Raw genomic sequence first — 24,553 nt, 5'->3', positions numbered from 1 at the left:
GGCGAACTATCAAAGGGAGTACGGCAATGCGCATTTGGAAATCCCTTGTTCTGGCTGCACTCCTGTCGGGTGTGGCGGGTATCGCCCCGGCCGAGGAGGTCGTCCTCAACGCGGTGCATTTTACGCCGACGCAGAACGGCTACGCCCAGAGCTTCCTGAAGTTCGTTCAGAAGGTGAACGAAAAGGGCAAGGGTGTGGTCCAGATCAACGTGCGTGGCGGGCCGGAGGTCATTCCGCCGATCCAGCAGGGCGCGGCGCTCAGGAGCGGCCTGATCGACGTGATCGACACGCCGGCAGGGCAGTTCCTCGAGCTCGTGCCCGAAGGCGAGGTGTTCTCCGCATCGACAAAGACGCCGTGGGAGGTTCGCGAGAATGGCGGCTGGGACTTCATCAGCGGAATTTTCGAGAAGAAGGCCAATGCCCATCTGCTGGCGCATGTCGACGCGGGCTCGGGCTTCAACGTCTTCACCATCGACGAACCCAAGCTCAACAGCGAAGGCAGCATCGACTGGAGCAGCCTGAAGATCCGCTCGTCGCCGCTCTATCGCGATTTCCTTGAATCCCTGGGCGCAACGGTGATCGTGCAAGCGCCAGGGGACGTCTACACCTCGCTCGAGCGCGGCGTCGTCAATGCCAACGCCTATACCGTGTTTGGCTATGCGTCGTTCGGCTGGGACAAGTTCACCAAATACCGTGTCGACCCGCAATTCTTCAAAACCGACGTGCTGATCTCGATCAACAAGGCCAAATGGGACACGCTGTCGCCCGAGGCGCAGAAGCTGCTTGCCGACACGGCCGTCGAATACGAGCGCGCGAGCTATGACGCCAATCTTGCCGAGTCGGAAAAGCAGGCACAGGCGATGATCGACGGCGGGCAGAAGGTGATCAGCTTGACCGGTGCCGGCCGCGACAAATTCCTGGCGGCTGCCACGCAGGCGAGCTGGGCGAGAATGGCCAAACGCGATCCCACCAACATCGATCAGTTGAAGAAATTCTTCCAGTAGCCGAGCGGAGGCTGCCTTGTAAGCCCTCCATCAAAGCTGGGCAAAAGCGGGGCAACGGTGGACATGAGGGTCGTCGGACATGGACAGATTGTTTGCAGCGATTGCGAAGCTGAGCCTTGCGTTGGCGGCGACGGCAAAAGTGGTGCTTGGCCTCATCATCGTCGCGGTGGTTGCTGATGTATGCGTCCGCAATCTGGGCCTGAGGCCGCTTGCCTGGGCAGTATCGGCGACGGAATACGGCCTGCTTTACGCGGCATTCCTGCCGATGCCCTGGCTGGTCCACAGCAAGGGCCATGTCTTCGTCGAGTTCCTGCGCAAGGCGCTGCCGATGCGGGCTCGGGCGGTGCTTGAAAAACTGGTCTATCTCGCCTGCATCGGCGTCAGCCTCTATCTTGGCAGCGTCGCCTTGTTTTCCCTGACAAGCGCCGTGGCGGGCGGCGAATATGAAACGCGCAGTTTCGACATGCCGAAATGGCTGGTCTTTCTGCCCATCATGCTCGCCTTCTACCTCTCTGCGCTGGAATGGCTCAGATATCTCCTCGGCCGTGACACGCTGTACACGCTCGATCCGCTGGAAATGGAAGGGCTCTGACCGGTGGCCTGGCTGTTTCCATTCGCCGTGCTTGTTGGCACCATCCTCGTGTTGATGGGGCTTGGGCTGCCGGTCGCCTTCGCTTTCTTCGTCACCAATGTGATCGGGCTGTACCTGTTCTTCGGCGGTTCGATCGGCGTGACGCAGATGGTCGCCAACTTCTCCGACGCCGTCTCGACCTATGCGCTCGCTCCGCTGCCGATGTTTCTTGTCATGGGCAGCCTGTTCTTCCGCTCCGGCCTCGGCGAGAAGGTCATCTACGCGCTCGACCTGTGCATCGGCAATCTGCGCGGACGCCTCGCTTATGTCGTTCTCGCCGCCGGCACCATCTTTTCCGCGCTGTCGGGCTCGAGCCTCGCCAATACCGGCATGATGGGTTCGCTGATGGTTCCGGAGATGCTGAAGCGGGGCTACAAGCCGCATATGGCCTACGGCCCGGTGCTTGGCGCCGGAAGCCTTGCCGTCATCATCCCGCCATCCTCGCTGGCCGTCTTGCTCGGCTCGCTGGCCCAGATCGACGTAGGCGCGCTGCTCATAGCGGGGGCTTTGCCCGGGCTGCTCCTCGTTGTCATGTACGCGGCGCTGATCTTCGCACAGACGAAGATCGATCCGGACGCCGCTCCGCACTATCCGGTGCCCGCCGTTCCTGCGGCCGAGAAGGTGAGGGCGGTTGCCGTCAACATCATTCCGATGAGCGTCATCGTGTTCATGGTGGTTGGCACGATCATCCTTGGAATAGCGACGCCGACGGAATCGGCGGGGCTCGGCTGTGCCGCCGTGTTCGCCTTGTTGTTTGTCTACCGGCGGTTCAGCTGGTCGGTTGTCTGGAAGTCGCTGGACGATGCGATGAAGGTCACCGGCATGACCTTCCTGATCATCTCGGCTTCGACGACGTTTTCGCAGATATTCGCCTTCTCCGGCGCCTCCAACGGCTTTATCCAGTTCATCGTCGGCTATGATCTTGGACCGTATCCCATGCTGCTCATGATGGTGCTCGTCATCCTGCTGCTCGGCATGTTCATGGATCAGGTCTCGATGATGCTGATCACGCTGCCGATCTTCCTGCCGATCGCCCACCAATTCGGCTACGAGCCGGTATGGTTCGGGCTGATCCTGCTGCTCGCCTACGAGGTCGGCTTCACCACGCCGCCGTTTGGTCTGCTGCTGTTCATCATGATCGGTGTTGCGCCGAAAGGCACATCGCTCAAGACGGTTGCCATGTCAGCGGCACCCTACATCGCGCTGACGCTTTTGCTGATCCTGCTGATTGTCCTCTTTCCGCAGATCGCTCTCTTTCTTCCGAATTTGATCTAGTCGAACTCGATCCAGCAGGTGTCCAAATGCGCTTTGCCTATCTTGCTTTCTTCCATGATGACCGCGAGGCAAATTTGGCCATCGCCGGTGAAGACGTTGATGCCGTGCGGCGGGTGATTGCATCGACGCCGGGCCTTGCGCTTGCAAACATCTATCTGCCCGAAGTGGCGACGGACATGTTCAACAAGGATGGCCCACCGCCGGTCTTTGGCTTCCAGCTCTATTTCGACGAATTGGCGGACATGGAGGCGGCGCTGGCGCCGTCCGGCCATCTGCAGGCGCTTGCCGCACCGGGTATGCTGTCGAGCGTCGCCGGTTCGAGGCCGACGCAACAGGCTATGTGCGTGCGTCCGTTTCCCGTCGACGACGCTGGCGTCAAGACGTCGGGGCTCCCCTGCAGCTATCTTGTCCACTATCCCGGGCCGGCCGAGGACATGAATGTCTGGCTCTACCACTATGTGACGCATCATCCGCAATTGATGCGCGGCTTTCCCGGCATTCGCCACATCGAGGTTCTGTCGCGACTGGATTGGTGCGGCTCGCTGCCCTGGCCGCGCATCGACCATATGCAGCGCAATCGCGTCATGTTCGACAGTCCCGCGGCATTGACGCACGCGCTGCAATCGCCGGCGCGGCTGGAAATGCGCGCCGACTACAAGACGTTCCCGCCGTTTTCAGGCGGCAGCCGGCATTTCCCGATGTCGACGGAAGCCGTGCATCCTTTGTCACGGGCCACATAGCGCGAACAGGTTTTGCCGACGCCGAAAATTTCTGGAGATTTCATGTACGACTTTCGCAAGAAATGTGTCTCTCTCGATCGCCTCATCGGCACCTTCTGCGCCATCCCGCACCCGGTGGCGGTCGAAGTGGCGGCCGCCAGCGGGGTCGATTTCCTGTGCATCGACTGGGAGCATTCGCAGATCGGCCGCGAACGGCTCGAGGATCTGGTCCGCGCCGCCGATGTCCACAAGGTTCCTGCGATGGTGCGCGTTCCCGGCCACACGCCGGAGTGGATGGCGGCCGCGCTCGACGCCGGCGCGTCGGGCGTCCTGGTACCCCGCGTCTCGACGGCCGAGCAAGCCCGCATGGTGGTCATGGCCTGCCGTTACCCGCCGGTCGGCGCACGCGGTGTCGGCCCGGGCCGCGCCGCCGGTTATGGCTACAGGATTCCGGACTACCTCAAATCGGCCAACGAGGTCCTGACGGTCGCCATCCAGGTCGAGACGGCCGACGGCCTCGCCAATATCGACGACATCGTCCAGGTCGACGGCGTCGACGTGGTCTTCATTGGCCCCGGCGACCTGTCGGTCTCGATCGATGCGATGGGGCCTGCCGGCCAGGACAAGCTCAATGCCGCGATTGTCAGGATCGCGGCTGCGGCGCGCGCGGCCGGCAAGGCCGTCGGCATCTTTCGCCCTTCGGCGGATGATATCGGCAAATGGTCGCGGCACGGCATCAGCTTCTACATGCTGGCCAGCGACACGATGTTTCTCGGCGCCGGCCTTGCCGCCGGTGTCGTCTCGGCGCGCAACGCCTCATAGCAAGAGTTTGGCATGAAGATCATCAAGACCGACGGCGTATTGTCAGTCGAGGAAGAGCAGCTGCGCTACCTCGACGGCTTGAACGCCCAGTTTGTCGAAAACACGCTGCTCACGGAAGATGCCCTGATCGAACACTGCCGCGACGCCGACGCATTGATGGTATTGCGAGAGCCAATCACGGCTCGCGTTCTGGCGGAACTGAAGAACCTCAAGGTCATCGGGCGGTTCGGCGTAGGGCTCGACTCGATCGACGTCGAGGCCGCCAGCCGTGCCGGTGTTCAGGTAACCTACGTGCCGGATGCCAATCTGGTGGAAGTCAGCACCCACGCCATGGCCCTGATCCTGGCCTTGACGCGCAGGCTGAAGCAGTTCGACAGCGCGGTGCGCGCCGGCCGCTGGGCGGCGATGACCGACGGTGCCGGCATCACGCGGCCGGACAGGCAGATTCTAGGTCTGATCGGCTTCGGCCAGATCGGACGGCTGACTGCCGAGCGGGCGCGGGTCTTCGGCTATCATATCATCGCCTACGACCCGCATATGCCGGCAGAGCGCATCACGGCCGGCGGTGCTGAACCGGTCGGCTTCGACGAGCTGCTGGCCAGGGCCGACATCGTCTCGCTCCATGTTCCGGCGACACCCGAGACCAGAAACATCATGTCGGCGGATGCCCTGTCGCGGATGAAGGAAGGAGCGATATTCATTAACGTGTCCCGCGGCGGCCTCGTCGACGAGGTCGCGTTGGCGGATCTGATCCGGCGCGGCCATCTGGCAGGCGCGGGCATCGACACGTTCGAGCAGGAGCCGCCTTCGCCCGACAATCCGCTGCTGGCGCTGGACACCGTCCTGGTCAGTCCACACGCGGCGCACTACTCGACGCAGTCTTACGCGGAGGTTCGCAACAAGGTGTTTGCCGACGTCGCAGCGGTCCTGCGCGGCGGCAAGGCGGTATATCCGGTCAACCGGGTGTGACCAATTCCCGATGCCGGCACCATCCGCTGCCTGCCGACAGTTCCACCTTAACGTTCCGGGGCAGGCAGCCTTGAGCGCGATCTCGGCAAGCGGATAAAGACGGGAACGGGTGAAGTGAATTCGCATTTTTTTGCGGACAGCGCCACATTTTGTTCTTGCTTTGTGCCGGCAGCTATGCTACTAATTTGCGTATGGTGCTGATTCGCACCGAGGACCCGCCGCAAGGCGGTTTTTTTGTTTCAGGTTTCGGGGCCGTCCGTCGAGGCCCTGCTCGGCTTGTCGCGACGCTCGACGATGTAGATGTGGTCGGCGACCAGCACCACGTTGCCATGCTGGTTGATCACCTCGCAGCGCTCGACGACCCGGCCTGAATCGGGCCGCTTCGGGTCGTCTTCCTTGGCCGAGATGGTGGCGCGGGTCTTGATCGTATCGCCGATGAACACCGGCTTGATGAAGCGCAGCCGGTCGTAGCCATAGGAGAAGGCGACCGGGTTGACGACGCTCGCCGTCAGCCCGACGCCGACCGAAAAGACCAGCGTGCCGTGGGCGATGCGCTGGCCGAACGGCGTCGTCTTCATGAACTCGGCGTCCATGTGGTGGGGAAAGAAATCGCCGGTATGGCCGGCATGGACGACGAAGTCGGTCTCGGTGATGGTGCGCCCGCTGGTCATGCGCGACGAGCCGATCTGGTAGTCCTCGAAATAGACAGTCTGCTCCATGTCAGGGCCTCGCCGCTATCGGTGTTGCCGGCGCCGCGCTCGATTGGTAGGCGGCTTCGACCAGCGCCATAGTGTTCCAACCGTCCTCGACGGAACTGACAAACTCGGCGTCCTCGCCCGATGCGTAGCGCTGGACATTGGCCATGCGGCCGACAAAGGCGTCCGGAAACCATGCGCCGACGAGTGGAACCGCAATCCAGTCCTTGCCGCCTTTGGGGTAGATTTCGAGGATGTCCGGCTCGCCGCGCGGATAGTCGAGGTTGACGCCTAATTTGAGGTAAGCGGCGCCCTCGGTGCCGCAGATGCGGAATTCGCAGGCCTGGTGTTTTCGGCCGAATTTGTGATCGTGGTTGATTGACAGCGCACAGCGCACCGTGTCGCCATAGTCGAGGATCGCGCTGGTGCGCGTTTGCGCAACCTTGTGGCCGGGGTGGCCGAGCGTCTTGGCGTGAACCCCCTTGGGGTCGCCGAGTAATTGCCGGATCAGGTCGAGATAATGGATCGAATGCATGGCGATCTCGACGCGCGGCGCCTGCAACAGGAATTCCCAGAGCTGCCAGGGTGTCGCCAGCGCCAGCCATGCGTCGAAATCGACCACGTCGCCCAACCAGCCCTTGGCGATCGCATCCCTGAGCGCCAGCATCATCGGTGCAAAGCGGAGCTGGAAGTTCACCGCCGCTTTGAGGTCTTTGGAGCGGCAGATTTCGAGGATCTCGGTCGCCTCGGTGAGATTGCTGCCCATCGGCTTCTGGATCAGTGCCACCGCACCATCCGGCAGCGCCCTGAGCACGCCGGCATGATAGGCCGGCGGTGTCGCCAGATCGAAGACGGCGTCCTTGATCGCAGCAGCTTCCTCGACCGACCGGTAAGCGGTGACGCCCCATTTCTGCGCCAGTTTTTCGGCCTTGGCCAGGTCGGGGTCGAAAAGCCCGGCAACCGGGAAACCGGCCTTCCCATAGGCCGGGAAATGCGCATCGCCGACGATCGAGCCGGCGCCGAAAATCACGATCGGCCTGGGCTTTGAGGGCTGTGCCCAGGCCTGGGAGAGCGAGGCAGGATCGAAAATGTCATCAGTCATAATGGAAGACTTCGTCCATCGACGCCCACCACTCGCCCTCCTTGCGGGTCGGCAGCGGCTCCTGGCATGGCATGCACAGCGCCCACCATTCCTGCGTCGTGGGATCGGCGGCCATCTTGGCCATGTCGGCGGCATAGTCGGTGCCGTGGTACTCGAAGGTGCTGAACAAAAGGTGCTCCGGCTCCCTCAGATAAATCGAATAATTCTTGATGTTGCAGGCGGAAATCATCTTGAGGACGTCCGGCCACACAGCAGCGTGAAGCCGCACATACTCGGCGACTTTCTCCGGCTTGAGGCCGAGCACCATTCCCATTCGCTGCATGTCCGCCTCCTATTTCGCTATCGTCGTGGTGAATTCCGCGATGCTCTTCGCCTTGATCGCATCCCAGTCCCAGTCGATGCCGATGCCGGGCTCGTCCGGCGCCAACGCGTGCCCGTCCTCGATACGCATTTTCTTGCCGGTCAGCTCGTCGAGCTGGGGAATATACTCGACATATCTGCCGTTCTGAACGGCGCATGTCAGGCTGACATGCAGTTCCATCAGGAAATGCGGGCAGACCGGTATGTCGAACGCCTCGGCTGCATGCGCCACCTTCAGCCACGGCGTGATGCCGCCGATGCGGCCGACATCGACCTGCACGATCGAACACGCGCCCTTTTGCATATATTCGCGGAAATGCCGGATCGAATAGAGCGACTCGCCGATGGCGATCGGCGTCGATGTGGCACTCGACAGCCGCACATGGCCGTCAATGTCGTCGGCCGGCAGCGGCTCCTCGATCCAGGCGAGGTCGAGTTCACGCAGGCGCTCGGCCCGGCGGATTGCCTCGTCGACCGAAAAGCCCTGATTGCAGTCGGTCATGATCTCGTAGGAGTCTCCGACCGCCCGGCGCACCGCCGTCAGCCGAGCAAGATCCTCGGAACCGTGCGGCTTGCCGATCTTGACTTTCGAGCCGCGAAAACCCTTGGCCTTGGCGGCCAGCGCATCCGCGACCAGCGCCTCGGTCTCGATATGCAGCCAGCCGCCTTCGGTCGTGTAAAGCGGGCAGCGGTCCTTGGCGCCGCCGGCCAGCTTCCACAGCGGCAGCCTCTGTTTCTTCGCCCGCAGATCCCAAAGGGCAGTGTCGATGGCCGCCAGCGCGATTGCCGTGATCGCGCCGATCGTCGTGGCATGGGTGGCGAACTCCAACTCGCGCCAGACCGCCTCGATCATGTCGGCGTCGCGGCCGATCAGCCGCGGCGCAAGGTGGTCGGCCAGCAGTCGCATCACCGACGAGCCGCCGGTGCCGATCGTGTAGCTGTAGCCGGCGCCGACCGCGCCGTCGGCATCGGTGATGGTGACGATCGGTGTTTCCTGGCTGACAAAGCTCTGGATGGCATCGGTGCGCTTGACCTTAGGCACCAAGTCGACCATGCGCAGTTCGACTTTCTCGATCTTTGCCATGATTTTAACCTCGCAATGTCTTGCCCGTTTCAGCAGAAAACAGATGGGCCTGCGACAGGTCCAGGCTCATCTTGACCCGGTCGCCGGCTTTGAGCGGCTTTGGATTGAGCATTCGTGATACCCAGTCGCTGCCGTTGAATTCGGCGAACACCAGCGTCTCGTTGCCGAGCGGCTCAGTGACGGTCACCGGCAATTCCACCTGGTGGACGTCAACCTCTTCGCCGGAACTGATGCCGTGCCCGGTCGGATAGATGTCGTCGGGCCTGAGGCCGAACACGACCTTGTCGCCGGCCTCGACATTGGCTTTGAACTGGCTGGGCAGAGGTAGCCTCTCGCCGCTGGCGAACAGCAGCTGTCCGTCGTCGACAACCGCCTCATGCAAATTCATCGGTGGCGAGCCGATGAAGCCCGCGACGAAGCGTGTCTGCGGCCGGCGGAACACTTCGTCGGGTGTGCCGACCTGCTCGATAAAACCGTCACGCATGATGACGATGCGGTCCGCCAATGTCATCGCTTCGACCTGGTCATGGGTGACGTAGATCACTGTCGATTTGACCTTGGCGTGCAGCTTCTTGATCTCGGTGCGCATCTGCGTCCGAAGCTTGGCGTCGAGATTGGAAAGCGGCTCGTCGAACAGGAAGACATCGGGATCGCGCACGATGGCTCGGCCCATGGCGACACGCTGGCGCTGACCGCCGGACAGCTGCGACGGCCGGCGGTCGAGCAACTGGTCGAGGCCGAGAATGCCGGACGCTTCGGCGACGCGACGGTCCATTTCTTCTTTCGCGGCGCCGGCTATCTTTAGTGAGAAACCCAGGTTTTCGCGCACCGTCATATGCGGATAGAGCGCGTAAGACTGGAACACCATCGAGATATTGCGCGAGCGCGGCGGCAGGTCGTTGACCATGCGGCCGCCGATCTCGATGACGCCGTCGCTGATCGCCTCGAGGCCGGCGATCATGCGCAGGGTTGTCGACTTGCCGCAACCGGACGGCCCGACCAGCGCGATGAACTCGCGGTCGGCGACCTCGAGATCGATGCCGTGCACCACCGCCACCGGGCCGTAGCTTTTGGTGAGATTCTTGAGCGATACGGTTGCCATGTCAGCCTTTCACCGCGCCGGAAGTGAGGCCGCCGACGAGGTGTTTCTGGACGATGAAGGTAAGCGTGAGCGCCGGTATGACCATGACCACGGCGAGCGCGCACATGCCGCGCCAGTCGATGGTGAATTCGGCCGTATAGTCGAGCAGGCCGACCGGCAGGGTCTTGGAGTTGATCGAGCGCGTCAGCTGCGAGGCGAGCGCGAACTCGTTCCAGGACGTGAGGAAGGCAAAGATGCCGGCCGAGGCGATGCCGGGCCCGGCGAGCGGAAACTCGACCTGCCAGAAGGCCTGCCAGGGCGTGCAGCCGTCGATCTGCGCCGCCTCGGCAAGGTCTTTCGGTACCTGGCGGAAAAAGCCGTCGATCAGCCAGATGGTGAAGGGCACATTGAGCGCGACATAGACCAGGATCAGCCCGAAATGCGTGTCGATGATGCCGAGCCGCGCAAAGACGAAGAACAGCGGCAGGGACAGTGCGATGCCGGGCACCGTGCGCGTCAGCATCAGGCCGAGAAACATCGCCGACTTGGCGTGGAAGCGATAGCGCGCAAAGGCATAGCCGCCGGCCATGCCGATGGCGATGGCGATCAGCGTCGAGGTCACCGAGATGATCAGCGAATTGCGGAAATAGTCGAGCACCGGAATGCCGCCCTTGCCGACGCCGCTGAACATGGCGACGTAGGCATCGAGCGAGAGTTGCTGCGGAATCCACACCGGCGGCTTGGCCATGATCTCGACAGTCGGCCGCAGCGACGACAGCACGATCCAGATGCCGGGCAGGCAGATGACCAGCATGGCCAGGAACAGCCCGATGCCATGGACGATCCGAAGCGCTTTGTTGCCGGCGCGATGCAGGCTGTTCTGGTCCATCCTCACCACTCCGCCGCGATCTGCGTGCGCGCCGCGGCGAGCTTGCGGTAGAAATAGACGGTGAACAGGATCGACAGCAGGATCGAGAAATAGGCCATGGCATTGGCCATGCCCATTCTGGCATCGCCATAGGCGGTGCGGGCGACCAGCGTCCAGACCAGCTCGGTGCGGCCGGCAGGGCCGCCGTCGGTCATGATCTTGACGATGTCGTAGGCGCGCGCGACGTCGAGCGAGCGGATGGTCATGGCGATGAAGGCAAACGGCATGATGAACGGCCAGGTGACATAGCGGAATGTCTGCCATGGCGTGCAGCCGTCGACGCGGGCCGCCTCGACCGGTTCGCGCGGCATCGCCAGCAGCCCGGCTAGGATGAGGATCGCGAACACCGAAGTCGACGACCAGATCTCGGCGGTCAGAATGGCGATGAAGGCGAGATTGCCGTCGATCAGCCACGGGATGGCGCGATCGGTCAGGCCGAGCGCCTGCAGGGCGTTGTTCACCAGGCCGATATTGTCGTTGAACATGAATTTGAACTGGAAGCCGACGAGGATCGGCGAAAACATCATCGGAAACATCATGATGGTGCGCAGGACCCGCTGGCCGCGCGAGGCTTTTTCCACCAGCAGGGCCAGCCCGAGCCCGATCAGCATTTCCAGGTTGAGCGCCACCGTCAGCAGCACCACAGTACGGGCAAAGGCGATCCAGAAATCGCGGCTGGTCAGGATGGTGACGTAGTTGCGGGCGCCGATGAAGACCCAGAACGTCTCAGGCCTGGTCAGCCGGAACGGCGTGAAGCTGGAGTAGAGCGACAGCAGCAACGGCACCACCACCACGGCCGCCAGCACGATCACCGCCGGCAGCAGGAGCAGCAATGGTGGCGAGGGTCTCCAGCCTTTCATGGCGATCCGGTTCTGGTTGGTGCCCGGACACCGAAGCCCGCCATCGGCGAGCTGGGATCAAGACAAAGCGGGTTGCGCATGGTTCGAAAAAAGTTCGGGGGCGCCGCTCTTCAATGAGCGCGGCGCCCCCTTGGGAGAATGGTCAAAGCTTGCCGGCGTCCTCGAGGATCTGGGTGGCCTTGGCGGCAGCGTCGTCCAGCGCCTGCTTGGAGGTCTTGTCGCCAAGGATGGCGGCCTGCAGTTCGGGATAGACGGCGTTGGAGATTTCGATCCATTCAGGTGTCTGCGGCACGGCAAAAGCGTGCTTTGCCTCTTCCTGGAAAGCCGCCAGCACTTCCTTCTTGTAAGGATCGTTTGCCGCCTGCTGGATGTCCCAGTCCCACACCGCCGTGCGGGTCGGCAGAGGTCCGCCTGCTGCCTCGAGCTTCTGGCTGTCCTCATTGGTCAGAAACCAGACCAGCGACGCCGCAGCTTCCTTGCTGGCGCAATTTTCGGTGACCGAAAATCCGTGGTGCCCCGACCAGCCGGTGCGAATGCCGGCCGATCCCTTCGGCGCCACCTTCACGCCGACATTGCCGGCGACCTTCGACGACTTCGGATCGTTGAAGAAGCCTGCCCAGCCCGGCCAGTCGAGGTTGATGGCGACCGTGCCCGAGGCAAAGCCCTGGCCGAGATCGTCCCACAGATAATTGGTGGTGCCGGCCGGCACTGCCTTGGCCTTGTAAAGATTGACGAACCAGTCGAGCGCGTGCACGCCGGCGTCCGAGTTGAAAGCGGGCTTGCCGTCCTTGTCGAGGTATTCGCCGCCGTCGGCGATCAGCATCTCGTAAAAACGGCCGTTGATCGCCTCTTCCTTGCCGGCGAACTGGGTGCCATAGAAATCGGGCGGGCTGGCGAAGAATTCCGCCTGCTGGGCGACCTCGTCCCAGGTGTCGGGCGGTGTCAGTTCCTTGCCGTACTTGGCCTTGTAGGCGGCCTTCTTGGCTTCATCCTGATAGAGGCTCTTCTGGTAATAGAGCGCCGAGACATCGAACTGCGCGCGCGGCAGCATTACCAGCTTGCCGTCGAGCGTCGAGGCCTTGATCGTCGACGGCACGAAGGCGTCGATCTCCTCCTTCGGCAGCAGCTTGTTCAGGTCGGTGTAGATATCAGGATATTGCGGCGCGAAGGACGAGTGGTTCGAGCCGACGCACCAGTTGATGCTGCCGGAGGCGATGTCCGACTTGATCTCCTTGTCGAGCTCGAAGTGGTTCTTCTTCGAGATCACGTTGACCTTGGCGCCGGTCAGTTTTTCCCATTCGCCGATCCGCGCGTAGAGCCCTTCATATTGCTGGCCGCCGATCAGCTTGGCGTCGATGGTGACGCCGTCGAATTTGCCGGGCAGTTCGGCAGCAAGGGCAGCACTAGCACCAAACGCGAGTAGCGTTACGCCGGCCGACAGGCCGCAAAACAGTTTCGTCATTGGTATCCTCCCAAAGAGCCTGCATCGATCGCGTAGCGAGGTCGATCGGCAGCTTCATTCATATACAAACAAAACATTTATAGGATCGTCAAGCCGAAAGTTCTTTCGGAAGCAAGGCTGTTGCGTATATGAAAAGTGAAATTCACTGGAGAGGCGCAATGGCAGAGGACGAGGAAGACGACCGGTATCGAGCCCCGGCGCTGGACAAGGGGCTCGACATCCTCGAGCTGCTGGCCGGCGTCGACGGCGGCCTGACGCAGGCGGAAATCGCCAAGAAACTCGACCGCAGCCCGAATGAGTTCTACCGCATGCTGGATCGGCTGGTGCGTCGCGGCTACGTCACGCGGCCGGATGGCGACCGTTATTCGCTGACGCTCAAGCTGTTTGGCCTGGCGCAGCTGCACGCGCCGGTGCGCCGGCTGGTTTCCTATGCGACGCCGCTGATGCGCGAACTGGCCGAAACCACACAGCAGGCAAACCAGCTCGTCGTCTTCGATCGCGGCTCCGCCGTGGTCATTGCCCAGCAGGAAGCGCCGGATTACTGGGGCATCTCCATCCGCGTCGGCTCGCATATCAGCCTGTTCGACACCGGGTCCGGCCATGTGCTGCTGGCGTTCCGCCCGCCGGAAGAGCGGCAGATGATGATCTCCGAACATCTGCGCAGCACCGACAAGCCACCGCAATCGCCAGAGTTTTTCGCCCGCCTCGACCAGATTCGTGAACGCGGCTACGAGATGATGGCGTCGATGCAGACGGCCGGCGTGTTCAACCTGTCGACGCCCGTTCTCGGCTCGGACGGCAAGGCGATCGCCGCACTGTCGATCCCGTACATAACCCTGGTCAACGCACCCAAGGCGCCCGACATCACCAGGACCATAGAGCTGTTGCTGGCAGCGACCGAAAAGCTGTCGCAACTGGCGGGATCGACTGTCAAGCAATCGCGATGAATTCTTATTTGAATGAAGAATTTCTCCGTGAGATGATCTCGAAGTCGCCAAGGAGGAGCGCGCCGCCATGATCTTCGACACCCATCTGCACCTGATCGACCAGTCCGCCCTGCGCTATCCATGGCTGGCCGGCGTGCCGGCGCTCAACCGCGATTTCCCCTACGACGAATATGCAGTCCAGGCCCGTCGCGCTGGCATCGACGGCGCGTTCCATATGGAGGTCGATGTCGATCCAGCCGATATCGAGGCCGAAACCGGCCATGTCAAAGCGCTCTCGCGGCAAAAGGGCAGTTTGCTGAGGGGAGCGATTGCCTCCTGCCGTCCGGAGGAGCCCGGCTTTGCCGCTTATTTGGAAACGCAGCGCGCAGATCCTTTCGTCAAGGGCTTTCGCCGTGTGCTGCACGTCATGCCCGATGAGCTGTCGGAGGGCGCGCTGTTTCGTGAAAACATCAAGCGGCTAGCCGGCAGCGGCCTGACCTTCGATCTTGTCGTTCTGCCGCACCAGATCCCCAAGGCGATCGCACTCGCCGATCTCGCGCCGGATGTGCAGTTCGTGCTCGACCATTGCGGCGTGCCCGACATCAAGGGCGGTGCCGAGCACCCCTGGCGCGAGCATATGGCGGAGATCGCGCGGCGCCCGAACGTCGTCGGCAAAATTTCTGGTGTGCTCGCGTATGCGGATGCCGGATCCTGGACTGTCGAAACGCTGCGTTCCTACGTCGAGCACACCATCGAATGCTTCGGCTGGGACCGCGTCGTGTGGGGCAGCGACTGGCCGGTCTGCACGCTCGGCGGCGGGCTTGCGACCTGGATTGCGGCAACGCACGCGCTGCTCAGCGGTGCCAGCGCCGATGAGCGGCAAAAACTGCTGTCAGGCAACGCCAAGCGGCTGTGGAGGTTGTAAGCGGCTCAGATCGTCGCCGACACGTGCCGCTCGCGGCCGTAGAGCGAAACCAGGAGCACCATGACCAGGCCAAGTGCCGCCTGCACGGTCGAAGGCCGGAAGCCGAGCCCGATCAGGACACGTCCTGTGCGCAGGCTATGGTCGTGACCGATGCAAGTGCGGTTGCGGCCATAAGGCCGCGGATCAGGCTGTTCATGTTCTCCTCCGTTCGGTTGTTTTCAGGCTCCTCCGCCGGCAACGCCGGACACCTGCGTCGAAAGGCTTTCCCGAAACAGGCGATTGAGATCGGCAACGACGCGAGCGGCATTGTGCCTTTCGCTCAGGCCGAGATTGATGCGATCTGACGCCGCCTGCTGGAAGGACATGTAGCCGTCGTGCCGCGGCCTGACCCAGGCACCTTCGAGCGTGGCTCGGGTGTCCTTGTAGAAATTGCCGGTGGCAGCGTTGACGGCGGCATCCTCCCAGGCTGCCGCATGGCCGGGCTGGCCGCCGGCCGAGGCGTAAGGGCCGCGCTGCACGTCACCGCTGGCGATCCAGTAGGCGAAGTCGATGGCCGCCTGCCTGGCCTTCGAAAAAGCTGACACCGCAATGCCGGTCCCGCCGAGCGCCGAGCCTTTGGGGCCGGCATTGCCCGCGGCCGGGATATCCGCGAAAGCCAGGCGGTTGGGTCGAAACCCGGCGATGGCATAGGAGACATAGCCATAGATCAGCGGTGCACAGGCGATCCGTGATCCCGATCCGGCCATTTGCTCCAGAACCGCGATCGGATCCATGCCAAGGCATGCCGGATCGACGAGGGCCGCGATCTCGCGCATCATCTCGAAAACCTGCTTGCCCGTTGCCGGATCCACATGGTCGCCGGGGCCTTCGCCGGCGGGCCGGCCGAGATTGCCGGCAAGCGTGTAGAACACCATCAGCGCATGCGGCGGCCTGAGCGGCAACAGCACGTGGCCTTGCCGGGCCAGATCGAGCGCATCGGCCCAGTTCGCCGGTGCAGCCGAAAGCATGTCCGGCCGCCAGGCCTCCACCTGGCTGGCCGCGTCGATCGGAAACGCCCACTGCCTGCCTTGCCAGTTGTAGCTCGGATAGGACCGGCCGACGCTGCCCGTCGCAAGTGCTGCACGTTCGGCGTCCCGGCCGGCCGCATCGAGCGGCGTCAAACAATTCTCGGCGGTGATCTGGCCGACATGCGGATGGTCGATGACGATCAGATCATAGGCACGGGCCAATTCCTCGACCGGGAAGGATTCGAAATCCTGCAGCGAGCGCTTGTCCCATTCGATGGCGACGCCGGTGCGTTCCGTCCACAGCGCCGAACAGGCGACCATCGGATCATAGCCGCGCGGATGGCTCCAGGTCATGCCTTTGAGCGTCACGTCGCTCACAGCCCGAACTCCTCGCGGATTTTTGCGCTGTGCTCGCCGATGCGTGGCGCGGCCCGCTCGACCTTGGCGCGGATGCCGTCGACCCTGAGCGGCGAGCGCGTGGTGAGGATCGAAACGTCATCCTCGCGCGTCACCGTCTGCAGCATGTCGAGAACCTGGAAGCCTTCGCTGGCCATCATTTCCGGCCAGGTCAAAACCTTGGCGCACCAGATGTCGGCGGGCTCGAGGATGCCGAGCCACTCATCCACCGTCCTGGTCGCGATTTTTTGCGCGATGATCGCCTTGATCTCGTCGCGGGCGGTGAACCAGGTCGACGGCTTATCGCGGTAGGGCGCAAGCTCTTCGAGGCCCAGAAGATCGGCCAGCTTCGATATCGGCGTCATGGCGATCGCCAGATAACCGTCCTTGGCCGGATAGACGCCGTAGGGCGCCGACAGATAGGCATGGGCGCTGCGGAAAGATGACCGCCGCGGCAGCCGGCGTCCGTCATTGAGATGCGTCGTCAGCACCTCGAACTGGAAGTCGACCAGTGCTTCGAGCAGGCTGGTCTCGACATGGCTGCCCTTGCCGGTCACGCCGCGCCGCACCAGTGCGGCAAGGATGCCTTGCGCGGCGGCGGAGCCGGCCAGCATGTCGGCGATGGCCAGCCCGAAGGGCACCGGCCCCTGGTCCTCGTCGCCGTTCAGCCACATCACGCCGGAGCGGGCCTGCGCCAGCAGATCCTGACCGGGCCGCTTGACCCAGGGGCCTTCCTCGCCATAGCCGCTGATCGAGGCATAGACCAGGCGCGGATTAATCTTGCGCACCGCCTCGTAATCGAAGCCCAGGCGTTCGATGACGCCGGGCCTGAAATTCTGGATCAGCACGTCGGCCTTGGCCAGCAGGCCGCGCAGCGCCGCAAGATCGGCCTCGTCCTTCAAGTCGATGGCAAGGCTTTCCTTGGCGCGGTTGATGGCATGAAAAATGGTGGAATCGCCACCGATCTCGGTGTCGCTGAGATAAAGCCGGCGCGACAGGTCGCCGCCATCCGGCCGTTCTATCTTGATGACGCGGGCGCCGAGGTCGAGCAGTCTGAGTGAACAGTAAGGCCCGGACAGGAACTGGCTCATATCGACGACGATGAGCCCGGTCAGCGGCAGTTCGGCAATGGCAGCCATTGCCTATCTCTCCGTCTTGCCGGCGAAATCGGCCGGATTGCGGTACTTCACCGTCTGCAGGTGCTCGCAATAAAGCACGAGCTCGCCTTCGCCCTTGAAGACTTCATAGCTGGCGCGGATCAGCCCCATTTCCTTGTATTTCGGCTTCTTGTCGAGGTTGGAGCGGATCGAATAAATCGTGTCGCCGATGAACACCGGCTTGATGAAGCGCAATTTGTCGTAGCCATACGAAAAGGCGTTGATGCAATTGGTGGCGACGAGCCCGAGCCCGGCCGAGAACACGAAGGCGCCGGCGACCAGCCGCTTGCCGAAGATGCCTTCCGTTTCGGCGAACATCTGGTCCTGCACGTATGGATGGATGTCGAGCACCAGCGTATTGAAGAGATGGCTGTCGCCCTCGGCAATGGTCCGGCGCAGCGAACGGATCTTCTGGCCGACCGGCCAGTCTTCGTAGAACCAGTTCTCCGCGTTCCAGACGGGAAGGTCGGCGTGTTCCTTCGGCATGTTGGCGGGGTGTGTCGATGCCACGCCCACGGTTGGCGCGAAACCGCTCATGACGACTTTCCCGGGCAGCGGGAATCGTCCATCAGGGCGCGCCGCAGACCAGCGAAATGCATGATCGATCCTCCCGTCAATCTTCTTTTGTGAATAGTATTTTCACATATGGGGTTGTGTTGCAAGCGAGTCTCGGCGAAATTTTGCTGCGATCCGCGGCGGCCAACGCCGGCGGAACAGGAGGAAATGATGCAGAATGCCTGTCTGGTTTTCGTCGGCAGCCTCAATCGCGACGCCCCATATTTTCAGGGCGCGCGCGGCGTCGGGCTGGGCGTCTATAGTTTCGACGAGGGGGCGCTGGAGACGAAGAAACTGGCCGAGACGGGAGGCATCGACAATCCGACCTTCCTGTCGGTGACGCCGGATGGCTCCTACATCTACGCCAATTCCGAAGTGTTCACCTGGCGCGAAGGCGTGGTCTCGGCCTACCGTTTCGACAGGCAGGCCGCCACGCTGTCCTACATCAATAAGCAGCCGACGCTGGGCAGCATAACGGCGCACAACACCATCACGCGCGACCGGACGAAGCTATTGGTCGCCAATTACGGCATGGGCGAGGGTGGCCCCGATCGCTCGGTCGTGGTCTTCGGGCTGCGCGACGATGGCGGCCTGACCGCGCCATTGTCGAGCGTCGCCCATAGCGGGACCGGACCAGACCTCGCACGCCAGGAGCGGCCGCATGCCCATAGCGTAACCGAGACGGTTGCCGGCGGTGTTGCGATCGTCGCCGACCTCGGCATCGACCGGCTGGTGTCCTACCGCATCGGCTCAGACGGCAGCCTGACCAAACTGGCCGAGTCGGCGCTTGCGCCGGGCGCAGGTCCGCGCCATCTCGCGCTGCATCCCGGCGGCCGCTTCGTGTTCGTCATGAACGAACTGGATTCGACGGTCGTCTCGCTGGCGCTGGACGAAGCATCAGGCAAGCTTACAGTGGTCGACAGCAAGCCGGCCGTGCCGGCCGAGGCACGCGACGGCAATCACTGTGCCGACATCCAGATCTCGCCCGACGGCCGCTTTCTCTACGGCTCCAATCGCGGCCATGACAGCATCGCCGTGTTTTCGATCGACCAGCAAACCGGCAGGCTTGCCCTTGTCGACTATACGCCTTGCGGCGGTGCCACGCCGCGCAATCTGGCACTGACGCCCTCGGGCGGCCATCTGTTCTCGGCCAACCAGAATGCCGACCGCATCTCGATTTTCGCCCGTGATGCCGCAACCGGCCGGCTGACCGACACCGGCCGATCCATCGGCATCGGCACGCCGATGTGCGTGAGGATCGTGCGTTGACGTGATCTCAGAACTCGAGCGCCTGCCTGAGTGCCGGGCCGCTCCTGACGCGCAAATCGAGGTCGGCCTCGATATGGTCGATGTGGTGCAGCATCAGCGCGCTGGCGCGTTCGGCATTGCCATTTTCCAGCGCATCGAGGATCTGCGTGTGCTCGTTGTGGCCGCAGCTCGAGATACCCGAGCGGCCATAGAGCGCGATCACCAGAGATGAACGAGCGACCAATTCCTCCATGAAGCGCTGCAGGATGACGTTTCCCGCGACCGACGCCAGAAGCAGGTGAAAATCCCCCGACGCCTTGATCTCCGATCGCCTTGCGTTCGGTCCGCGTTCGGCGATGAAACGGCCCTCTTCATCGAGCTGGGCCTTGAACGCAACGACATGCGCCGGCGTCATGCGCCCAGCCGCGGCGATTGCGATTCCGGGCTCGATCAGTCGGCGCGAAGCAAAGACCTGCCGCGCTTCCTCCGGCGACGGATTGGCGACGAAGGCGCCGCGATTGCGCTCGGTGCGCACCAATCCCTCGAAGGAAAGCATCTGCAGTGCGGCGCGCGCCACGGTGCGGCTGACATCGAACAGCGTGCCGACTTCGCCTTCGGAAAGCTTGGTTCCGGGCGCCAGCCGGCGATCGACGATCGCGTCGCGCAACTGGTCGCGGATCGCCTGCGCGCGATCCTCGTTGGCGGCCTCGATAGCAGGGAAAGTCTGGTCGGCAATGTTCATGGCGGTGATCCTGCGTACTTCTACCCTGAATCGCATCGCTTGGACGAGAGACAAAGTGAATACAGGGATGAAAAAGATTGCATGCGATTTTTGCGAGGATCGGCGGCAATCGCCTATAATTTGTGCATTGCACAAGGATGCCATATCGGCAGCCATGTCGATGCAGCCCTGATTTCTTCGAGGATTCAGTCGGTTGGTGCGGCGGCGCGCAACTGGCACGCATGATGCTTTGGCTAATCCGACCAAAGGGGAAGCTGGATGTCCAAAGCCGCCGAAATCGACATTGTGTCCGTTTCGAAAGTCTATGGCGCGACGACTGCCGTCGAAGGCATCAGCCTGAAAATCCCTGCGGGAACCTATTGCTGCCTGCTCGGTCCGTCCGGCTGTGGCAAGACCTCGACGCTGCGCATGATCGCCGGGCACGAGAGCATATCGAGCGGCGATGTGCGGCTCGGCAACACAGTGGTCACCGACCTGCCGCCGGCCAGGCGCGGCACTGCCATGATGTTCCAATCCTACGCGCTGTTTCCGCATCTCGACCTGATCGACAATGTCGCGTTCAGCCTGAAGATGAAAGGCGTCGGCAAGGAGGAGCGCCGCGCCAAGGCACTCGACATGCTGAAGCTGATGCAGATGGAGGCATATGCCAGCCGCCGTCCGGCGCAGCTTTCGGGCGGCCAGCAGCAGCGCGTTGCTCTTGCGCGCGCACTGATCACCGATCCCGAGGCGCTGTTGCTCGACGAACCGCTTTCGGCGCTCGATCCGTTCCTGAAGATCCGCATGCGGGCCGAACTGAAGAAGCTGCAGACGTCGCTCGGCATCACGTTCGTCCACGTCACCCACAGCCAGGAAGAGGCGATGGCGCTGGCCGACCTGATCGTGGTCATGAACGACGGCCGTATCGAGCAGGCGGCGCACCCTCGCACGGTGTTCGAGCGGCCGGCCACGGCCTTCGTCGCTCGTTTCATGGGCGACCACAATGTCATCTCCGGCCGCGTCACCGGTAGTCGTGACGGCATGGTTGTTTTCGATGTGCCCGGCGGTGTCACGCTCGCCGCCAGCGGGCAGGGCAGGGCGACCGGGGAGCCCATCGACATCGCCATTCGCACCGACCACGTGCGGATCGGCGAGCCGCCGGCGGCGGGGCTCGGCTTCACCGGCATCGTTTCAAACGTCGAGTACCGCGGTTCGACCGTGAAGCTCTCGGTCAATTGCGCGGGCATCGAGGATTTCACGGTGATCGTCGACGACACCAGCTTCTTCGCCAGCCCGGTTGCCGTCGGCGACGCAGTGCCGATCGCCTGGGACGCCGAGGACGCGATCGTCCTTGGCCGTCTCGATTCCTGAAATCCAGCATAACCAACCAAAACAGGGGAACTGAACATGACCAACACCACAGACAAGAAGACTGGAATATCGCGTCGCTCGCTGCTCAAGACAGGCGCCGCCGCCGTCGGTTTTGCCGCCGGTTCCGGCGCCATATCAGGCTTTCCGACCATCTGGGCGCAATCGAACATTACGTTGCGCCAGTTCGGCACCGGCGTGTCCAACCTCAATGCCATCGCCGACAAGTGCAAGGCGGATCTCGGCATCACGCTGGAGATGACGGCAACCGATTCCGATGCCGCTGCCCAGCGCGCGGTAACGCAGCCCGACAGCTACGACATCGCCGATATCGAATACTGGATCTGCAAGAAGGTGTTTCCGACAGGCGTCCTGCAGCCGATGGATGTCACCAAGCTGAAATACTACGACGAGCTCGTGCCGCTGTTCAAAACCGGCAAGCTGACGCCGGACAGCGTCATCGCCCAGGGCACCGCGCCGCACACGGTCGGTTACGTCGAGGCGCAGGACAGCAAGGTATTCGCCAAGGCGCCGACCAATTGGTTCACCATGGTGCCGACGATCTACAATGCCGATACGCTCGGCATCCGCCCCGACCTCGTCGGCCGTGACATCACCACCTGGGCCGACATCATGGATCCGGCCTTCAAGGGCAAGACAGCCATCCTCAACATCCCGTCGATCGGCATCATGGATGCGGCGATGATCATGGAAGCCACTGGCAATATCAAATATGCCGACAAGGGCAACATGACCAAGGAGGAGATCGACAAGACGATCGATTTCCTCATCAAGGCCAAGCAGGACGGCCAGTTCCGTGCCTTCTGGAAGTCCTTCGACGAAAGCGTCAACCTGATGGCTTCAGGCGAAGTGGTGATCCAGTCGATGTGGTCGCCGGCCGTGGCCGCGGTCCGCTCCAAGGGCATCGCGTGCCGGTTCCAGCCGCTCAAGGAAGGCTACCGGTCCTGGGGTGGCGGGCTTGGCCTGGCAGCCCATCTCTCCGGTGCCGAACTCGATGCCGCCTATGAATACATCAACTGGTACACGTCCGGTTGGGTGGGCGGCTACCTCAATCGCCAGGGCTACTACTCGGCCAACATGGTGTCGGCCAAGAAGTTCATGTCCGAGGACGAATGGGGCTACTGGATCGAAGGTAAGCCGGCAAAGGGCGATATCCTGTCACCGGACGGCAAGGTCATGGAAAAGGCAGGCGCCGTGCGTGACGGCGGCTCGTTCGAAGAGCGCATGGGCAAGGTCGCCTGCTGGAACTCGGTCATGGACGAGGACCGCTATATGGTAAAGCGCTGGAACGAGTTCATCGCTGCTTGATGCCCTCTGCCTTCTCCCCTTGTGGGAGAAGGTGGATTGGCGCGCAGCGCCAAGACGGTTGAGGGGTGCTGGACGGAGCACTGTTGGTGCCAAGCTGGAACACCCCTCATCCGACCGAGCTTCGCTCGGCCACCTTCTCCCACAGGGGGAGAAGGGAACACCCCTCAGTCGCATCGCCGACTTGGACCGAGAGATAGATGGCAGTAGCGCTCGAACAATCCACGCACGTTACGTCTGCGAAGCCGGCCAGAACTAGGCGCTCCTTTGCCGGCGTCGCACCCTATCTCCAGGCGGCACCGCTGGCGCTGATCCTCGGCGCGTTCCTCCTGTTGCCGATCCTGATGATCGCCGTGGTCTCATTCTGGGACTACGATTTCGCGGCGATGTATCCGGATTTCCTGACCACCAACTATGCCGACACGCTCGGCTCCTGGGTCACCTGGAAAACCTATCTGAACACGCTGAAATACGCCGCCATCGTTTGGGCGCTGACGCTGTTCATCGGTTTCTGGGTCGCCTATTTCCTCGCCTTCCACATCAGAACCACAGCCATGCAGATGGTGCTGTTCCTCGTCTGCACCGTGCCGTTCCTGACCTCCAACATCATCCGCATGATCTCGTGGATTCCAGTGCTTGGCCGCAATGGCCTGGTCAACTCGACGCTGGTGCAGATGGGGCTGATCCCGAAGCCGATCGAATGGTTGCTCTATTCCGAATTCGCCGTGGTGCTGGCCATGGTGCATCTCTATACGCTGTTCATGGTGACGCCGATCTTCAACACGCTGATGCGCATCGACAAGTCGTTGGTCGAGGCCGCGCGCGACGCCGGCGCTTCCGGCTGGCAGGTTCTGTGGAACGTCGTCATCCCGCTTGCCAAGCCCGGCATGGCGATCGGCACCATCTTCGTCGTCACCCTGGTGATGGCCGACTTTTCGACGGTGCAGGTGATGTCCGGCGGCCAGAGCGCCTCTGTCGCGCTGATGATGAAAAACCAGATGTCGCTGCTGCAATATCCGGCAGCCGCCGCCAACGCGGTCGTGCTGCTGGTGCTGGTGCTGTTGATGGTCGCGGGCATCCTGCGCATCGTCGATATTCGCAAGGAGCTGTGAGGCGATGAGCCACGACAAGCGCACCTTCGAATTCTACGTGCTGGCGGCCTTCTTCGCGCTTTTCGTGCTGTTCCTATACGGCCCGCTTTCGGCGATCCTTATCCTGTCCTTCCAGGGCGAGAATGGCGGTCTGACGTTTCCGTTGAACGGCGTTTCGCTGCACTGGTTCGCCAATCTGTTCGAGCGCCAGGCGGTCGGCGATTTCGGCGGCAGTTTCAAACGCTCGCTCGTCCTTGGCCTGATGGTGATGATCGTCACGGTCGTCGTGTCGCTGCTTGCCGGCCTTGCCTTCCGGCAGAAATTTCGCGGCGCAACTGCCTTGTTCTATCTGGCCGTCGCCAGCCTCGTCGTGCCGTCGATCATTATCAGCCTCGGCATCGGCGTCGTCTTTCAGCAGGTCGGCTTCCGCCCCGCCTGGTACACCTCTGCTTTCGGCGCCCATCTGACCTGGACCTTGCCTTTCGGCGTGCTGATCATGTTCGCGGTCTTCAACCGGTTCTCGCCGGCCTATGAGGAAGCCGCGCGGGATCTCGGAGCATCGTCGTGGCAGACCTTCGCCCATGTCGTTCTGCCAATGATCGCGCCCAGCCTGATCGGTGTCGGCCTGTTCGGCTTCACTCTGTCATATGACGAGTTCGCCCGCACGCTGATGACCTCGGGGACCTTCAACACGCTGCCGCTCGAAATCTACGGCATGACGACGAATGTGACGACGCCGGTGCTCTATGCGCTCGGTACAGTGACGACCGTGTTTTCCTTTCTGGTGATCCTGCTGACGCTCGGCGCAAGCGTCTATGTCGGCCGCCGCCGGGAGCGTGCCTGA

25 protein-coding genes are annotated in these 24,553 nt (G+C 62.5%); 13 read left to right on the top strand and 12 right to left on the bottom strand.

The window, feature by feature from the left end; genetic code table 11:
* The first annotated feature begins 26 nt into the window (after window positions 1-26).
* The 6 genes from dctP (at window position 27) to NKG95_RS08625 (ending at window position 5,420) form a co-directional block, all read left to right on the top strand.
* Entirely contained in the window at window positions 27-1,004 is a 978-nt protein-coding gene (gene dctP, locus NKG95_RS08650) for a TRAP transporter substrate-binding protein DctP (protein ID WP_023716646.1), read from the top strand.
* 79 nt (window positions 1,005-1,083) lie between these two features.
* Entirely contained in the window at window positions 1,084-1,596 is a 513-nt protein-coding gene (locus tag NKG95_RS08645) for a TRAP transporter small permease (RefSeq protein ID WP_023716647.1), read from the top strand.
* 3 nt (window positions 1,597-1,599) lie between these two features.
* On the top strand, window positions 1,600-2,910 hold the full coding sequence (locus NKG95_RS08640) for a TRAP transporter large permease (protein WP_352482787.1): 1,311 nt from the start codon (window positions 1,600-1,602) through the stop codon (window positions 2,908-2,910).
* 26 nt (window positions 2,911-2,936) lie between these two features.
* Window positions 2,937-3,650, top strand: coding sequence for a hypothetical protein (locus NKG95_RS08635; RefSeq protein ID WP_353040447.1), 714 nt, complete (start codon window positions 2,937-2,939; stop codon window positions 3,648-3,650).
* Window positions 3,651-3,692: 42 nt separating this feature from the next.
* Window positions 3,693-4,451 carry an HpcH/HpaI aldolase family protein gene (locus tag NKG95_RS08630; RefSeq protein ID WP_353040446.1) on the top strand — a complete coding sequence of 253 codons (759 nt, stop codon included), beginning with the start codon at window positions 3,693-3,695 and terminating at the stop codon, window positions 4,449-4,451.
* A gap of 12 nt (window positions 4,452-4,463) precedes the next feature.
* Window positions 4,464-5,420, top strand: coding sequence for a C-terminal binding protein (locus tag NKG95_RS08625; protein ID WP_353040445.1), 957 nt, complete (start codon window positions 4,464-4,466; stop codon window positions 5,418-5,420).
* Window positions 5,421-5,659: 239 nt separating this feature from the next.
* Here NKG95_RS08625 and NKG95_RS08620 read toward each other — a convergent pair whose 3' ends face one another.
* The 8 genes from NKG95_RS08620 to NKG95_RS08585 form a co-directional block, all read right to left on the bottom strand.
* Window positions 5,660-6,139 carry a MaoC/PaaZ C-terminal domain-containing protein gene (locus tag NKG95_RS08620; protein ID WP_023716652.1) on the bottom strand — a complete coding sequence of 160 codons (480 nt, stop codon included), beginning with the start codon at window positions 6,137-6,139 and terminating at the stop codon, window positions 5,660-5,662.
* A 1-nt stretch (window position 6,140) separates the two neighbouring features.
* Complete coding sequence (locus NKG95_RS08615; protein WP_353024902.1) at window positions 6,141-7,217, bottom strand: Gfo/Idh/MocA family protein; 1,077 nt, start codon at window positions 7,215-7,217, stop codon at window positions 6,141-6,143.
* On the bottom strand, window positions 7,210-7,539 hold the full coding sequence (locus NKG95_RS08610; RefSeq protein WP_023676093.1) for an L-rhamnose mutarotase: 330 nt from the start codon (window positions 7,537-7,539) through the stop codon (window positions 7,210-7,212). Before NKG95_RS08610 ends, NKG95_RS08615 begins: the two co-directional genes overlap by 8 nt.
* Window positions 7,540-7,548: 9 nt before the next feature.
* On the bottom strand, window positions 7,549-8,661 hold the full coding sequence (locus NKG95_RS08605; RefSeq protein ID WP_353040444.1) for a mandelate racemase/muconate lactonizing enzyme family protein: 1,113 nt from the start codon (window positions 8,659-8,661) through the stop codon (window positions 7,549-7,551).
* 4 nt (window positions 8,662-8,665) lie between these two features.
* Window positions 8,666-9,763: an ABC transporter ATP-binding protein gene (locus NKG95_RS08600; protein WP_352493927.1), complete on the bottom strand. Its 1,098-nt coding sequence runs from the start codon at window positions 9,761-9,763 to the stop codon at window positions 8,666-8,668.
* A 1-nt stretch (window position 9,764) separates the two neighbouring features.
* On the bottom strand, window positions 9,765-10,631 hold the full coding sequence (locus tag NKG95_RS08595; protein ID WP_353040443.1) for a carbohydrate ABC transporter permease: 867 nt from the start codon (window positions 10,629-10,631) through the stop codon (window positions 9,765-9,767).
* 2 nt (window positions 10,632-10,633) lie between these two features.
* The gene (locus NKG95_RS08590; RefSeq protein ID WP_352482776.1) at window positions 10,634-11,530 is read right to left on the bottom strand and encodes a carbohydrate ABC transporter permease; all 897 of its coding nucleotides are present in this window, start codon (window positions 11,528-11,530) and stop codon (window positions 10,634-10,636) included.
* 142 nt (window positions 11,531-11,672) lie between these two features.
* Window positions 11,673-12,992: a type 2 periplasmic-binding domain-containing protein gene (locus NKG95_RS08585; protein ID WP_353040442.1), complete on the bottom strand. Its 1,320-nt coding sequence runs from the start codon at window positions 12,990-12,992 to the stop codon at window positions 11,673-11,675.
* Window positions 12,993-13,150: 158 nt separating this feature from the next.
* Between NKG95_RS08585 and NKG95_RS08580 the strand changes: the two genes are divergently transcribed.
* Window positions 13,151-13,939: an IclR family transcriptional regulator gene (locus NKG95_RS08580; protein ID WP_352502210.1), complete on the top strand. Its 789-nt coding sequence runs from the start codon at window positions 13,151-13,153 to the stop codon at window positions 13,937-13,939.
* Between the two features lie 67 nt (window positions 13,940-14,006).
* Window positions 14,007-14,843 carry an amidohydrolase family protein gene (locus NKG95_RS08575; protein WP_353040441.1) on the top strand — a complete coding sequence of 279 codons (837 nt, stop codon included), beginning with the start codon at window positions 14,007-14,009 and terminating at the stop codon, window positions 14,841-14,843.
* 218 nt (window positions 14,844-15,061) lie between these two features.
* Here the strand turns inward: NKG95_RS08575 and NKG95_RS08570 are convergent, their stop codons facing one another.
* Genes NKG95_RS08570 through NKG95_RS08560 form a run of 3 tightly spaced genes read right to left on the bottom strand, consistent with a single transcriptional unit; the run spans window position 15,062 to window position 17,940 of the window.
* Complete coding sequence (locus tag NKG95_RS08570; protein WP_352494030.1) at window positions 15,062-16,204, bottom strand: extracellular solute-binding protein; 1,143 nt, start codon at window positions 16,202-16,204, stop codon at window positions 15,062-15,064.
* A 20-nt stretch (window positions 16,205-16,224) separates the two neighbouring features.
* Window positions 16,225-17,385: a CaiB/BaiF CoA transferase family protein gene (locus tag NKG95_RS08565; RefSeq protein ID WP_353040440.1), complete on the bottom strand. Its 1,161-nt coding sequence runs from the start codon at window positions 17,383-17,385 to the stop codon at window positions 16,225-16,227.
* A 3-nt stretch (window positions 17,386-17,388) separates the two neighbouring features.
* Window positions 17,389-17,940 carry a MaoC family dehydratase gene (locus tag NKG95_RS08560; protein ID WP_352590334.1) on the bottom strand — a complete coding sequence of 184 codons (552 nt, stop codon included), beginning with the start codon at window positions 17,938-17,940 and terminating at the stop codon, window positions 17,389-17,391.
* Between the two features lie 189 nt (window positions 17,941-18,129).
* On the opposite strand from NKG95_RS08560, the gene NKG95_RS08555 reads away from it, so the two are divergent.
* Window positions 18,130-19,227, top strand: coding sequence for a lactonase family protein (locus tag NKG95_RS08555; protein WP_353040439.1), 1,098 nt, complete (start codon window positions 18,130-18,132; stop codon window positions 19,225-19,227).
* A gap of 7 nt (window positions 19,228-19,234) precedes the next feature.
* Here NKG95_RS08555 and NKG95_RS08550 read toward each other — a convergent pair whose 3' ends face one another.
* Window positions 19,235-19,948, bottom strand: a complete 714-nt coding sequence (locus NKG95_RS08550) for a GntR family transcriptional regulator (protein ID WP_352845821.1) — start codon at window positions 19,946-19,948, stop codon at window positions 19,235-19,237.
* A 258-nt stretch (window positions 19,949-20,206) separates the two neighbouring features.
* On the opposite strand from NKG95_RS08550, the gene NKG95_RS08545 reads away from it, so the two are divergent.
* The 4 genes from NKG95_RS08545 to NKG95_RS08530 all read left to right on the top strand — a co-directional run bounded on the left by NKG95_RS08545 (window position 20,207) and on the right by NKG95_RS08530 (window position 24,553).
* On the top strand, window positions 20,207-21,295 hold the full coding sequence (locus NKG95_RS08545) for an ABC transporter ATP-binding protein (RefSeq protein ID WP_353040438.1): 1,089 nt from the start codon (window positions 20,207-20,209) through the stop codon (window positions 21,293-21,295).
* A 36-nt stretch (window positions 21,296-21,331) separates the two neighbouring features.
* The gene (locus tag NKG95_RS08540; RefSeq protein ID WP_023716671.1) at window positions 21,332-22,621 is read left to right on the top strand and encodes an ABC transporter substrate-binding protein; all 1,290 of its coding nucleotides are present in this window, start codon (window positions 21,332-21,334) and stop codon (window positions 22,619-22,621) included.
* Between the two features lie 197 nt (window positions 22,622-22,818).
* Window positions 22,819-23,730 (top strand): ABC transporter permease, encoded by a 912-nt coding sequence (locus NKG95_RS08535; RefSeq protein ID WP_353040437.1) that lies wholly within the window; start codon window positions 22,819-22,821, stop codon window positions 23,728-23,730.
* 4 nt (window positions 23,731-23,734) lie between these two features.
* The gene (locus NKG95_RS08530) at window positions 23,735-24,553 is read left to right on the top strand and encodes an ABC transporter permease (RefSeq protein ID WP_353040436.1); all 819 of its coding nucleotides are present in this window, start codon (window positions 23,735-23,737) and stop codon (window positions 24,551-24,553) included.

Origin of the sequence: Mesorhizobium sp. M1423 (assembly GCF_040317575.1) — a bacterium.
GTDB lineage: Bacteria > Pseudomonadota > Alphaproteobacteria > Rhizobiales > Rhizobiaceae > Mesorhizobium.
The sequence above is the reverse complement of the archived record's forward strand: the minus strand, read 5'-3'. Positions and strand labels throughout refer to the sequence as shown.